The organism is Pseudomonas sp. 2957 (assembly GCF_031456345.1).
In the GTDB taxonomy this organism is placed as follows: domain Bacteria; phylum Pseudomonadota; class Gammaproteobacteria; order Pseudomonadales; family Pseudomonadaceae; genus Aquipseudomonas; species Aquipseudomonas siliginis.
Map to the genome: position 1 here is coordinate 516,353 of NZ_JAVDUL010000001.1, position 13,166 is coordinate 529,518.

13 protein-coding genes are annotated in these 13,166 nt (G+C 61.0%); 7 read left to right on the plus strand and 6 right to left on the minus strand.

Annotated features, from left to right (window positions below):
• Nucleotides 1-242: 242 nt before the first annotated feature.
• From J2Y39_RS02400 to J2Y39_RS02410, 3 genes are all read left to right on the plus strand, one after another.
• Complete coding sequence (locus J2Y39_RS02400) at nucleotides 243-1,079, plus strand: S1 RNA-binding domain-containing protein (RefSeq protein ID WP_016771157.1); 837 nt, start codon at nucleotides 243-245, stop codon at nucleotides 1,077-1,079.
• 94 nt (nucleotides 1,080-1,173) lie between these two features.
• On the plus strand, nucleotides 1,174-1,566 hold the full coding sequence (locus tag J2Y39_RS02405) for a DUF2177 family protein (protein WP_150636587.1): 393 nt from the start codon (nucleotides 1,174-1,176) through the stop codon (nucleotides 1,564-1,566).
• A 252-nt stretch (nucleotides 1,567-1,818) separates the two neighbouring features.
• The gene (locus tag J2Y39_RS02410) at nucleotides 1,819-2,748 is read left to right on the plus strand and encodes a DMT family transporter (protein ID WP_016771155.1); all 930 of its coding nucleotides are present in this window, start codon (nucleotides 1,819-1,821) and stop codon (nucleotides 2,746-2,748) included.
• Here the strand turns inward: J2Y39_RS02410 and J2Y39_RS02415 are convergent.
• The gene (locus J2Y39_RS02415; protein ID WP_073472869.1) at nucleotides 2,696-3,877 is read right to left on the minus strand and encodes an MFS transporter; all 1,182 of its coding nucleotides are present in this window, start codon (nucleotides 3,875-3,877) and stop codon (nucleotides 2,696-2,698) included. The genes J2Y39_RS02410 and J2Y39_RS02415 overlap by 53 nt on opposite strands.
• Before the next feature lie 103 nt (nucleotides 3,878-3,980).
• Here J2Y39_RS02415 and ptrR point away from each other — a divergent pair, with 103 nt between their 5' ends.
• Both ptrR and J2Y39_RS02425 read left to right on the plus strand, forming a co-directional pair.
• Nucleotides 3,981-4,874, plus strand: coding sequence for a putrescine utilization regulator PtrR (ptrR, locus tag J2Y39_RS02420; RefSeq protein ID WP_056783676.1), 894 nt, complete (start codon nucleotides 3,981-3,983; stop codon nucleotides 4,872-4,874).
• A 142-nt stretch (nucleotides 4,875-5,016) separates the two neighbouring features.
• Nucleotides 5,017-5,145, plus strand: a complete 129-nt coding sequence (locus J2Y39_RS02425; RefSeq protein ID WP_003184145.1) for a PA1414 family protein — start codon at nucleotides 5,017-5,019, stop codon at nucleotides 5,143-5,145.
• Nucleotides 5,146-5,306: 161 nt separating this feature from the next.
• Here J2Y39_RS02425 and J2Y39_RS02430 read toward each other — a convergent pair whose 3' ends face one another.
• The 4 genes from J2Y39_RS02430 to speB all read right to left on the minus strand — a co-directional run bounded on the left by J2Y39_RS02430 (nucleotide 5,307) and on the right by speB (nucleotide 9,782).
• Entirely contained in the window at nucleotides 5,307-6,686 is a 1,380-nt protein-coding gene (locus J2Y39_RS02430) for a sodium:solute symporter (protein WP_056783679.1), read from the minus strand.
• Between the two features lie 159 nt (nucleotides 6,687-6,845).
• Nucleotides 6,846-8,348, minus strand: a complete 1,503-nt coding sequence (locus J2Y39_RS02435) for a cytosine permease (protein WP_310214862.1) — start codon at nucleotides 8,346-8,348, stop codon at nucleotides 6,846-6,848.
• A 51-nt stretch (nucleotides 8,349-8,399) separates the two neighbouring features.
• Entirely contained in the window at nucleotides 8,400-8,822 is a 423-nt protein-coding gene (locus tag J2Y39_RS02440; RefSeq protein ID WP_095180680.1) for a nuclear transport factor 2 family protein, read from the minus strand.
• Between the two features lie 9 nt (nucleotides 8,823-8,831).
• The gene (speB, locus tag J2Y39_RS02445; protein ID WP_003222717.1) at nucleotides 8,832-9,782 is read right to left on the minus strand and encodes an agmatinase; all 951 of its coding nucleotides are present in this window, start codon (nucleotides 9,780-9,782) and stop codon (nucleotides 8,832-8,834) included.
• A gap of 396 nt (nucleotides 9,783-10,178) precedes the next feature.
• Here speB and J2Y39_RS02450 point away from each other — a divergent pair, with 396 nt between their 5' ends.
• Together J2Y39_RS02450 and J2Y39_RS02455 are read left to right on the plus strand one after the other, a co-directional pair.
• Complete coding sequence (locus J2Y39_RS02450; protein WP_007956593.1) at nucleotides 10,179-11,072, plus strand: LysR family transcriptional regulator; 894 nt, start codon at nucleotides 10,179-10,181, stop codon at nucleotides 11,070-11,072.
• A gap of 7 nt (nucleotides 11,073-11,079) precedes the next feature.
• Complete coding sequence (locus J2Y39_RS02455; RefSeq protein ID WP_252868978.1) at nucleotides 11,080-11,676, plus strand: tRNA-uridine aminocarboxypropyltransferase; 597 nt, start codon at nucleotides 11,080-11,082, stop codon at nucleotides 11,674-11,676.
• 118 nt (nucleotides 11,677-11,794) lie between these two features.
• Here the strand turns inward: J2Y39_RS02455 and J2Y39_RS02460 are convergent, their stop codons facing one another.
• On the minus strand, nucleotides 11,795-13,156 hold the full coding sequence (locus tag J2Y39_RS02460; RefSeq protein ID WP_039761043.1) for an HlyD family type I secretion periplasmic adaptor subunit: 1,362 nt from the start codon (nucleotides 13,154-13,156) through the stop codon (nucleotides 11,795-11,797).
• Between the last annotated feature and the right edge of the window lie 10 nt (nucleotides 13,157-13,166).

The following is a 13,166-nucleotide window of genomic DNA, read 5'->3' on the forward strand; positions in this document are numbered from 1 at the left end:
TATTGCCTGATCGACACTGTTAATTTTTAGCTAACTCCCTGTTTTAAATAAGAACATCGAATCGGCGTGAGGCAATTGTGCGCAGCCGTAAGCCGCCCGGCCGGACTGACGAGCGGCACCTCACCGGGCAGTGATCAAGCAAAATCAACAGGTTGACGCAGATTTTCCGCTGCGAGGATCTGTCGCCCGACGTTTGCGGCAAAAACGGGTAGAATGCCGCCCACGTATTGAGGGTTTCGGAAATGGCTTTAGTCGGGCGTTACAACAGTTTGCAAGTGGTTAAACACACTAACTTCGGTTTATATCTGGACGGCGGTGCCGACGGCGAAATTCTTTTGCCCAACCGTTATATCCCCAAAGATATTCCCAGCGAAGATGAAGACTGGCTCAACGTATTCATCTATCTGGACAGCGAAGACAAACTTCTCGCCACCACGGAAAAACCCAAAGTTCAGGTCGGCGAGTTTGCCAGCCTGAAAGTGGTTGAAGTCAACAGCATCGGCGTGTTCCTCGACTGGGGCTTGCCGAAGGATCTGTTGCTGCCGTACTCGGAAGAAAAGCGCCAGATGACCGCTGGCGAATACTGCGTGGTGCACGTCTACCTCGACAAACACACGCGCCGCATCACCGCCACCGCGCGCCTCGATCGTTACCTGGACAAGACCCCGGCCACCTACAGCCCGGGCCAGGAAGTTGATCTGTTGGTAGCCGAAGCCACCGACATGGGCTTCAAGGCGATCATCAACAACAAGCACTGGGGCCTGATCCACAAGAACGAGATCTTCAAGTTCATGCGTTCGGGCATGCGCGAGAAAGGCTTCATCAAGGAAGTGCGCGCCGACGGCAAGATCAGCCTGAGCCTGCAACCGGTTGGCCAGGAAGCGGCGAGCAGCCTGAGTTCGAAGATCCTCGGCAAGTTGCGCGAAAACGACGGCACCCTGGCGGTCAGTGACAAGAGTGATCCGGCGTTGATCAGCAGCCTGTTCGGCGTCAGCAAGGGCAACTTCAAGAAAGCCATCGGCTCGCTGTACAAGGAAGGCAAGATCGTCATTCACGCCGATCGCATTGAACTAACCTGACTCACCGCAGGCCCATGTAGAAGCTGCCGAAGGCTGCGATCTTTTGATCTTGATCTTGAAAGTCGGCGGCTCCCACATCTAAAGGGGTGAGCCAATGAAAAAGGCGCTGATCGCATACGTCTCGACGCTACTGACGTTTCTGCTGCTCGATGGCATCTGGCTCGGGCTGCTGATGGCGCCGACCTATCGCGAACTTCTCGGTTCGCTGATGCTGGATAAACCGCTGCTGTTGCCCGCAGCGGTTTTTTATTGCCTGTACGTTATTGGCTGCGTGGTATTCGTGGTCTTGCCGGCGCTGAGCTGGCAGCGAGCGGCGAAGCTGGGTGCGCTGTTGGGGCTGGTGGCGTACGGCACTTATGACCTGACCAATTGGGCGACATTGCGCGACTGGTCGGTGCAGGTGAGTTTGATGGACTGGGCGTGGGGGACAGTGGCGACGGCGGTTGCCTGCACGGTGGGTTATCTGGTGGCGAAGCGGTTTGCCTGAGTTGATCCGGCAGTTGTGTTGGCAATGCTGCCTCTTCGCGAGCAGGCTCGCTCCCACATGTTCACCGAACCCTCTGTGGGAGCGGGCTTGCCCGCGAATGACGGCGCAGCCGTCAACCATTCAGCGCTGACGCCACTGACCAAATAAAGGTCTTTTCCAGACGGCTTTTTCCGCGCATCTGATTGATAATCCCCGACACTGTTTTCTGACCATTGGATGGCCTGCCATGTTGTGTGTGTTCGAGGTGTTGCGGTGAGTGCCGAGCGGCGCAATGCCGACGGTTTTGCCCTGCAAGTGATGATCGGCCTGTGCCTGATCTGGGGTGTGCAGCAAGTCCTGATCAAATGGGCGGCGACTGACATCGCGCCGGTCATGCAAGCGGCAGGGCGTTCAGGAATCTCGGCTTTGTTGGTCGGTTTGCTGATCTGCTGGAAGGGCGGTTGGGATCAGGTCGGCAGCACCTGGCGCGGCGGTTTGCTGGCCGGTGCGCTGTTTGGTCTGGAATTCCTGTTCATCGCCGAAGGCCTGCAACTGACCACCGCCGCGCATATGTCGGTGTTCCTCTATACCGCGCCGATCTTCACCGCACTCGGCGTGCATTTCCTGCTGGCCAGCGAGCGTTTGCGCCCGTTGCAATGGCTGGGGATTCTGCTGGCGTTCATCGGCATCGCGATTGCCTTCGCCGGCGGTGTGTCGTGGGACAACCTTGATCGGCGCATGCTGCTGGGCGATGCCTTCGGCGTATTGGCCGGCGCCTGTTGGGGCGCGACCACCGTGGTGGTGCGCGCCTCGCGACTGTCGGAAGCGCCGGTGACATTGACCCTGTTTTATCAGCTGATGGTCGGTTTCATCGGTCTGCTGTTGATCGCGTTGTTCAGCGGCCAGATCACCCACGTCAGCCTGACTACCGTGGCGGTGGCCAGTGTGCTGTTCCAGGGCCTGGTGGTGTCGTTCTTCAGTTACCTGGTGTGGTTCTGGCTGTTGCGCCGTTATCTGGCGGCCAACCTTGCGGTGTTTTCGTTCATGACGCCGTTGTTCGGCGTGACCTTCGGCGTGCTGCTGCTCGGCGAACAGTTGAGCCTGAACTTCGTCATCGGCGCCGTGCTGGTGTTGCTCGGCATCACTTTCGTCAGCGCCGAGCAGTGGCTGCGTCGGCGTTTGCGCAAGGCGCTGGGCCAGTAGCCTTGGCCTGCATCGCCAGCGCGCCGGCCAGCAACAGGCCGGCACCGGCGATCAGCAGCGCCGGCTGCAAACCGCCGCTGAAATGGCTGCTCAGCGCCGCCAGCAGCGGGCCGCTCAGCTGGCCGACGGCGAAGCACGCCGTGAGCATCCCGGCGTTGCGCTGAGTGGCGTGGGGCGCCAGCTCTCGCGAGCGCTGCATGACCAATTGCATGCAGGCCAGAAACGGCGTGCCGCAGAGGATCACCCCCAACGCCAGGCCGAGGCCGCTGCCCAGCAGACAGGCGAACACTCCGGCCGCTTGCAGCCACAACGTCGCCATCAGCCAGTGCCGCGTGGTCTCGGGATCATGTCGGCGCAGACTCACTAACCACACACCGATTGCCGCGCCGAGGCCAAAGCACGGCCAGAACAGATCCGCCTGCCACTGGCCATGAAACTGCGCGTTGGCCATTTGCGCCAAAAACGTCGCCGGAATGATGTAGCCGATACCGTACAGCGCATACACCAGTGCCAGTCGGCCAATGCCTCGATTCGCTGTTTTCACATGCATTGTCGCTGGCCTCGCTGCCGCCGTGGGCTGCGGTAACAACCGCCAGACGCCGAGCATCATCAGCAGCGCAGCCGCCGCGTAAATCAGCCACAGGGTTGCCGATGTCTGCTGCAATCGATGTGAGACCAGCGCCAGCAAGCCTGTGAGAAAAATCCCCAGACCCGGCCCGGCAAAAACCAGAGCACCCCAGCGCGGGCGACCCGCTGCCGCCGCCAGCGGTTGACTGAGCGAAGTAATCATCACCAGCACCCAGGCACTCGCCACTCCGGTACCAAAGCGCAACAGCAAGTGCGACCAGAAACCGTTGGCCCAGAACGACGCCAGGGTCAGCAGCACGCACAGCCATAGCCCGCCATGCAGGCGACGCTGCACCTGCTGCGGCCGCTGGGCGAACATCGCATCCACGGCACCGAGCAGATAGCCGAAGTAGTTGGCCGCCGCGATCAGCCCGGCGGCGGTGAGGTCGATCTGCCCTTCGCTGAGCAGGTGCGGCATCTGAGGTGTCAGGGCGAAACGGCCAATGCCCATGGCCATCATCAGGGCAACGAAACAGGCGGATAAACGTATCAGCGGCGACATGGTCGGGCTTCCTTCAAGGCAGCAATGACCGTCAGGCTAGGATCGATTGACTTTCTTTAAAATTGAATAATAGTGAGTAACTTGTTCTGTTCAGGAGAAGATTGTGGAATTCAGCCAGCTGCGGATATTTCAGGCGGTCGCCGAGGAAGGCTCGATCACCCGCGCCGCCGAGCGCTTGCATCGTGTGCCGTCGAATCTGTCGACGCGCCTGAAACAGCTCGAGGAGCAGCTGGGTGTCGAATTGTTCGTGCGCGAACGGCAGCGTTTGCAGTTGTCGCCGGCGGGCAAGGTGCTGCTCGACTACACCGGCAAACTCTTCGCTCTGCGCGATCAGGCCAGTGCGGCGGTGATGGGCGGGCAACCGGCCGGGGATTTCGTGCTGGGCACCATGTACAGCACGGCGGCGATCCATCTGCCGGCGCTGCTGGCGCGTTATCACAAGCAATACCCGACGGTGAATTTGCAGGTGCAATCGGCGCCGACCGGCGAACTGCTCGAAGGTTTGCTCACCGGCCGCCTCGACGCGGCATTGGTCGACGGACCGCTGCAACTGGCCGGGCTCGATGGCGTGCCGCTGTGCGAGGAACGCCTGGTGCTGATCACCGAAATCGACCATCCACCGGTACGCACCGCGCGGGACGTGGAAGGGCGCTCGGTGTTCACTTTTCGCCAGGGTTGTTCATATCGCATGCGCCTGGAGGCATGGTTCTCTCACTACCATGCAGCAATGGGCCGGCCGATGGAGATCGAGTCGTATCAGGGCATGCTCGCCTGTGTGATTGCCGGCAGCGGTGTGGCGTTGATGGCCGAGTCGATGTTGGCCAGCCTGCCGGGTCGCGAAAGCGTCGCCGTGCATCCGTTGGCCGAGCCGTTCGCGGGTGCGACAACGTGGCTCATGTGGCGCAAGGGTATGGCCGGGGCCAACCTGAATGCCTGGATCGACGTGCAGCAAGCGGTCTATCCCGTGGCTTTGCATGAAGTGCGGGAAACCGCGTGAACCAATCGCAACAGATTCTGTTCAATTCAGTAACAGATCATTGCGGATTTGGCCGAGCATTGCGTAGGACTTCGGACTATTATCAGTGCGAAGCGGCCTCAGAATTCCGGCCGCTCAGCACCACCCTGAAGGGGGCATGACGATGAAAGAGAAAATCCAGAACTGGCTGCACGATTTGGGAGTTGCCCTCGGTTTGATCGAACCGCCTCTGCAACCGGTACCGATTCGCACGGACGACGAACAGCGTCGGCGCCAGCCACGTCGCCGTTAATACCTCCGATCAGAGATTTCAGGATCGCAGCCGTCGGCAGTTTCTACAAATGGTAGGAGCTGCCGAAGGCTGCGATCTTTTGCTTTTCGCCAAGCGAAAAAAACGGGTGTGGCTACCGACGCCACACCCGCTGAAGAAAACATCACCTCGTTACAGTCGATTCACACCGCAGTGGCCACGGTCGCCGGGCGCGGCGAGAACAGGCTCACCAGTACGAAGCTCACCAGGCTGACACCCAGGCTGTAATAGATCGGCGTGTTCGCGTCCATGCCGTCCTTGACCATGAACACCAGCGCAGTGACAAAGCCCAGCGTCATGGCGCTGATCGCCCCGGCAGTAGTCGCACGCTTCCAGAAAATCGCGCCCATCAGCGGAATCAGCATGCCACCGACCAAGAGGTTGTAAGCCAAGGTCAACGCGCTGATCACGTCATTGACGACCAGAGCAATGCCCAACACCGCGATCCCCGTCAGCAGAGTAAACAGACGGCTGACCGCGACATTGGACTGTTTGCCACCGCGCAGTTTCGGCAGCAGGTCTTCGGTCAGGGTGGTGGACGCGGCGAGCAGGCCGGCGCTGGCGGTGGACATCATCGCCGCCAGTGCGGCAGCGATCACCAGGCCACGGATGCCGTCGGGCAGCGAGACTTTGACGATGGCGGCGAACGCGTTGTTGACGTTGTCCAGATCCGGAATCAGCACATGCGCAGCCATGCCGATCAAGGCGCAGACCAGACCGTAAATGATGCAGTAGATCCCGGCCGAGGTGCCGGCGTACTTGGCGACCTTTTCGCTTTTGGCGGTGAACACCCGCTGCCAGATGTCCTGGCCGATCAGGATGCCGAAGAAGTAGATCATGAAGTAGGTAATGATCGTGTCCCAGCCGATGCTGGTGAAGTTGAAGCTGGCCGCCGGCAGTTGCGCGACCAGTTGATCCCAGCCGCCTACGCGGTACAGGCAGATCGGCAGCAGCAGGAACATCAGGCCCACCGTCTGGATGCCGAACTGGACGATGTCCGTCAAGGTCAGCGACCACATGCCGCCAATTGTTGAGTAAATCACCACGATACCGCCGCCCAGCAGTACGGAAATCCAGAAGGGCAGACCGAACAACACTTGCAGCACGGTGCCGATCGCCAGAATCGAGGTCACGCCGATCATCAGCGCGTAAGCGAGCATGATCGTCGCACTGGCGGTGCGCGCCATCGGGTTGTAGCGCTTCTCCAGGACCTGGGTGACGGTGAATACCTTGAGTTTCAGCAAGGGTTTGGCGAGGAACAGGTTCAGCGCGACGATGCCGCAGCCCAGTGCCGCGCACAGCCAGAAACCGGAAATGCCATGCACGTAGCCCAGACGGACCGTGCCGACGGTGGACGCGCCGCCGAGTACGGTTGCTGCCATGGTGCCCATGTACAGCGACGGCCCCAGGTTACGCCCGGCAACCAGATAGTCTTCGTGGGTCTTGGCCTTGCGCATGCCGTAGTAGCCGAGAATCAGCATCGCAGCGGCATAAATGAGTACGACGAATAAATCCAAAGCCATGATGGCGTGTCTCCGATTGTCTTTTTTATGGTCAAGCAAATGGGGTCTGCAAGGCTTCCTGTGGGAGCGAGCCTGCTCGCGAAGGCGGTCTGTCAGTCACACCAATGTTGGATGTGCCGAAGTCTTCGCGAGCAGGCTCGCTCCCACAGGGGATTCGTGTCAGGCGGCGTGACGTAGTTCGGGTTTTATGGCGGCTTCGCTGCGCACATCCTTTGGCCCAAACACTTCCCTAGGTTCGGGGAACAGGCGCAGCAGCGTCAGATACACCACCGACGCCAGGCCCAATGTCACCGGCAAACTGATGTCGATGCCACCGGCCAGTTCGCCCAGCGGGCCGACGAACTGCCCCGGCAGGTTGACGAAGCACAGGCCGACCAGCGCACTCGGAATCCACGCCCCCAGACCGCGCCAGTTCCAGCCGTGGTTGAACCAGTAGCGTCCGCCCTGTTCACCGCGGGTGAACACTTGCAGGTCATCCGGGCAGTAGAAGCCGCGCCGTACCAGCAGGCCGATGATCATGATCACCATCCATGGGGTGGTGCAGGTGATGATCAGCACGGCGAAGGTCGACACGCTTTGCACCAGGTTCGCCGCAAACCGGCCGATGAAGATGAAGGCGATCGACAGCACGCCGATCAGCAAGGTCGCCTTGACCCTGGAGAGCACGCGCGGGAACACGCTCGACATGTCCAGCCCGGTGCCATACAGCGACGTGGTGCCGGTGGACATGCCGCCAATCACCGCAATCAGGCACACCGGCAGGAAGAACCAGCTCGGCGACACGGCCAGCAAGCCGCCGACATAGTTGTTCGCGGCGATGTAGTCCGGCGCCTTGATCGCGACGATGGTGGCGGTGGCAAGGCCGAACAGGAATGGGATCAACGTCGCCAGTTGCGCGGCGATCACCGCCAGCATGATCCGGCCCTTCGGCGTCTCACGCGGGATGTAGCGCGACCAGTCGCCGAGGAACGCACCGAAGGAAATCGGGTTACTCATCGCCACCAGCGCCGCGCCGATGAATGCCGCCCAGAACCCGGCCTGACCCAGTGCCACGCTGCCGGCGTACTGGCTGTCGAAAGCAGGGGCGAAGGCGAAGATGCCGAGCAGGAACAACAGGCTCGCGGCCCACACCGCGATGCGGTTGACCCACAGCATGATGCGGAAACCGTAGATGCACACGGTCAGCACCAGCAGCGCGAACAGACCGTAGGCCAGGCCCAGGGTCAGGTCGGTTTCCGGCAAATCGACGAGGCGTTTGGCGCCGCCGACCAGCGCGTCACCTGAGCTCCACACTGACAGCGAGAAGAACGCGATTGCCGTCAGCAACGATAGGAATGACCCGACAATCCGCCCGTGCACGCCGAAGTGCGCACCGGAAGACACGGCGTTATTGGTACCGTTGAGCGGGCCGAACAGGCCCATCGGTGCGAGGATCAGCGCACCGACCACCACACCCAGGACAATCGCCCAGACACCCGCCTGAAACGACAGGCCGAAGAGCACCGGGAAACTGCCGAGCACAGCGGTGGCAAACGTATTGGCGCCGCCGAAGATCAAGCGAAACAGGTCGCTGGGTCGGGCGTCGCGCTCATGATCCGGGATCTGTTCGACCCCGTTTGTTTCGATGCTGCTAAGGCTTTTTTCGTTGTTGTTGTTATTCATGATCTGCTCCGATCATCAGGCGCGCTCATCGTGCGTGAGCGTCACCATTGGCTAAGGGGGTGGCAGCCCTTCCGGCATTGCGGACAAATGTTCGTGACAGGCCAGCCATAGGCCTTGTTGTTCTACGCTCGACGCTTGTCTTCTGAAAACAATCGTCTCGCGCTCCTGGCTGAAATGTTGCTCCCCTTGCATGCGCAGCTCGGTGGCCACGTCATGGATGAAAACCGCCACGTCACCCTGCAGGCTGACAAAGGCGTTGCTCGAGGTGCACGACAGCACCTCGAAACCATCCTCGGCACGCCAGCGGTCCCACAACGCCTGATAGGCATCGCGCGACAGCAATGGCTGGTCGAGGGTGTAGAAGACGAAGCTGGCATCGGCGCTGAACGCCCCGAAGTAAGCTTCGCGATCGTTACGCGCAAACGCGGCGACCAACTCGGCGGCCGCGTGCAAAACCTGATCACGTGCGTGCATGACCGACCCTCAGCGATGAACCACGCCAGGCAGTACGCAGAGCATTTCGTACAGCAGGTTGGCGGCCAGCAGCGAGGTGTTGCCGGTGGTGTCGTAAGCGGGCGAGACTTCTACCAGATCACAGCCAATCAGGTCGAGGCCCTGGCAGCCACGGACGATTTCAATCGCCTGAATGGTGGTCAGGCCGCCGATTTCCGGGGTGCCGGTGCCGGGCGCCCAGGCCGGGTCGATGCCGTCGATGTCGAAACTCAGATACACCGGACCGCCACCGACCTTCTCGCGCACTTCCGCCATCAACGGCGCCAGCGACTTGTGCCAGCACTCTTCGGCTTGAACGACGCGGAAGCCCTGATCGCGGCTCCAGTTGAAGTCGTCAGCGGTGTAACCCTGGGCACGCAAACCGATCTGCACCACGCGATCGCAATCGAGCAGACCTTCTTCGACGGCACGACGGAACGTGGTGCCATGGGCGATCTTCTCGCCGAACATGTGATCGTTGACGTCAGCGTGGGCATCGATGTGTACCAGGCCAACCTTGCCGTGCTTTTTATGAATCGCACGCAGGATCGGCAGGGTGATGGTGTGGTCGCCACCCAGGGTCATCGGGATGACGTTGTGCTCGAGGATGTTGTCGTAGGCTTCTTCGATGATGCGCACGGCGTCGAGCAGGTTGAAGGTGTTGATCGCCACGTCACCGATGTCGGCCACCGACAGCGAGTCGAATGGCGCGGCACCGGTGGCCATGTTGTACGGGCGGATCATCACCGATTCGGTGCGGATGTCGCGCGGCCCGAAGCGGGTGCCGGGGCGCAGCGAAGTGCCGATGTCCAGCGGCACGCCCACAAAGGCAGCGTCGAGGCCGGCAGCGGTCGGTACATGGGGAAGTCGGAGCATGGTGGCGATGCCGCCGAAGCGCGGCATTTCGTTGCCGCCCAGTGGTTGGTGAAGAATCTTGTCCACGGGTAGGGCCTCATCGTCTTTGTTTTATTTATGCCGGCGCGCCGTTGAGCACAGGTTCGGACGCCGCTGTGGGGCCGATCATGCGAAATGTAGTGACGGGGAAGAATCGCTACGGGCAAAAACTTAGTTCAGATTTTTCTAAACTAATGGGAGAGGTGGGATTAGACTTTGGTGGGTTCGAATGAAGTGTAGGGCTGAAGATTGTTGCCCTCACCCCATCCCTCTCCCAGAGGGAGAGGGGGCCGACCGAGTTGTTGGCGGAATCTGCATCGACCTGAAAAATCGAGTCGAACTCAGGATTTGAAAGCCATGGAGATCGGCTCCCTCTCCCTCGGGGAGAGGGCTGGGGTGAGGGGCTTTTCCCACATACACACAGTTGCAAAGCCCGGAGTAGACATGGCCAACGCTTTACCCGACCTGAAACTCCTGCGCATCTTCGTCAGCGTCGTGCGCCATCAGGGTTTTGCCAACGCGCAGCAGGAACTCAACCTGTCGACCTCGGCGATCAGCACTTATATGAGCCAGCTCGAAGCCGCGCTCGGTCTGGTGCTGTGCCATCGCGGGCGCGGTGGCTTCAGCCTGACCAGCAAGGGCGAGCTGTTCCATCAGGAAACCCTGCGCCTGCTCGCCGAGCTTGAAGGGTTCGAGCAATACGCCGCCGCGCTGAAGGGCGAACTGCGCGGCACGCTCAACCTTGGCGTGATCGATTCCACGGTCAGCGACAAGGCCCTGCCGTTTGCCGAAGCCATCGGCGCCTACAGTCAGGAACACCCGGCGGTGCATCTGCACCTGTCGGTGATGAGCCCTTACGAATTGCAGCTCGGCGTGCAGGACAATCGCCTCGATCTGGCCATCGGTGCGTTTTCCACGCGCATGAGCGGTCTGGTCTACATGCCGCTGTACCGCGAGCAGCACTGGCTGTATTGCAGCAGTCGTCACCCGTTGTTCAACGAGCGGCGCATCCCCGAGCAGGTCATCACCCAGCAACGGATGGTCGGGCGCGGTTACTGGAGTCAGGCGGAACTGGCCCGCCACGGTTTCAAACACAGTGCCGCGACCGTGGAAAGTATGGAAGCGCAGCTGATTCTGGTGCTCTCCGGCGCCTACATCGGTTATCTGCCGGAGCACTACGCGCAGGCCTGGGCCGACAAGGGTGATCTGCGCGTTCTGCTGCCAGCGACCTTCGGTTATCAGGCGCCGTTTTCGATGATCATGCGCAGGGGCCGCAGCCGCGAGCCGCTGATCCAGACCTTCCGCGATTTGCTCAAAGCGCAGCTCAATCAGGCTTGAGAAAAAAATGTCCCGACCACAATGCCCGCGCTGCCTGCGCCCCCAGACCCATTGCCTGTGCCCATTGATTCCGCACCTCGATAGCCGCACCCGGGTGTTGCTGCTGCAGCATCCGAGCGAGGTCAGTCACGCGCTCAATACCGCGCGGCTGGCGGCGCTGGGACTGAGCAATGCCGAGCTGATTGTCGGCGAGGTATTCGAAGATTTGCCGAAACTGTTGAACCAGCCGGGTTATCAGGCGCGCTTGCTGTTCCCGGCTGACGATGCGCAGTCGTTGCAGGTTTACGCGCCAAATGATCAGCCAATGTTGCTGGTCGTCCCGGACGGCACCTGGCGCAAAGCGCGCAAGATGCTGCACCTCAACCCGCTGCTGGCAGCACTGCCACGGGTGACCCTGGCCGAGGGCGGCGTGTCGCGCTATCGCCTGCGCAAGGCGCCGGGGCCGGGAGCGCTATCGACGATCGAGGCGATCGTCCAGGCGCTGGAAACCCTCGAAGCACCGACGACGTTTGCGCCGTTACTGAAACCGTTTGAAGCGCTGATCGAAGGGCAGATTGCGGCGATGGGGGAGGAGACCTTTCAGCGTAACCATGGCGACAGATGATCATTGTCTGTGCGGGCCTCTTCGCGAGCAGGCTCGCTCCCACAGGGGAATGCATTCCAATTGTGGGAGCGAGCCTGCTCGCGAAAGCGCCAGATCAATCACCGCAATTCAAAGATCACTAGCGCTCACGCATCGCCTCGGTCCGCGCTTTCAGCACCGGTTTGAGCAGGTAATCCAAAACGCTTTTCTCGCCGGTAATGATGTCCACCGTCGCCACCATCCCCGGGATGATCAGCAGCGGTTTCACGTCGCCGCCCAGGTGATTCTTGTCGGTGCGCACCTGAATCAGATAGAAGCTGTTGCCCTTATCATCGGTGATCGTATCGGCGCCGATCAGCTCGAGTTTGGCGCTCAGCCCGCCGTAAATCGTGTAGTCGTAGGCACTGAACTTGACCATGGCTTTCTGGCCCGGATGCAGGAACGCGACGTCTTGCGGGCGGACCTTGGCTTCGATCAGCAGGTTGTCTTCCAGCGGCACGATTTCGACCATGTCGCTGCCCGGCTGGACCACGCCGCCGATGGTGTTGACCTTCATCTGCTTGATCACGCCACGCACCGGCGACGTCACCGTGGTACGGCTGACGCGATCGTCAATGGCGATGCTCGAGGCGGTGATTTTCGACAGGTCGGTGCGTTTCTCATTCAGCTCTTTGGCGGCCTCGGAGCGGAAGGTCTGCTCGGATTCGTCGATCTTGCTGCGAATTTCGGCAATCGCCGATTCGGCGCGGGGAATCGCCAGCGTGGTGGCGTTCAGCGAACCACGGATCTCCACGGCGCTGCGCCTGAGCCGGAGGATTTCCACTGGTGACACGGCGCCGGTTTTCACCAGCGGTTCGGACATGTTCATCTCTTGCTGCAACAACGCCAGGCTCGAGCTGAACTGGCCTTGCTTGGAGCGAAACTCCGCCAGTTCCTGGGTTTTCTGCCGCAGTTGTTCACTGAGGGTGCGCTGTTCGCTGGCCAGGCGCCGTTGGCGTTGCTCGTACAGCGAGCGCTCGTCCTCGGCGACTTGCGGCGCCTTGGCGATGACTTCAGCGGAGAGTTTGAAGGGGCGTCCCTCGGCCTCCGCTGACAGCCGTTCAACCTGTGCGGTCAGCGCGTAACGGTCGGCCTCGCTTTCGCCCTTGTTCGAGCGAAAGCGCGTGTCATCCAGACGCAGCAGGGTGTCGCCCTTGCCGACCATCTGGCCCTCGCGAACGAATATCTCGGTGACGATGCCGCCCTCGAGATTCTGGATCACCTGGACCTTGCTCGACGGAATCGCTTTGCCTTCGCCCATGGTGACTTCTTCGAGCACGGCGAATTTGGCCCAGACCAGGGCGGCGATCAGCAGCGCTGCCGCCAGCCACACGGTGATCCGCGATTTGCGCGGCGAATCCTGCAACGCCGCGCCGGCGGTTTCCGGCATGAACTCGGCTTCGGCGCTTTTGCCGAAGCTGTCGAAGTAGCCGCGCTTGTTGCTATCGGAAGAAGCAGGCATGGCGTAACTC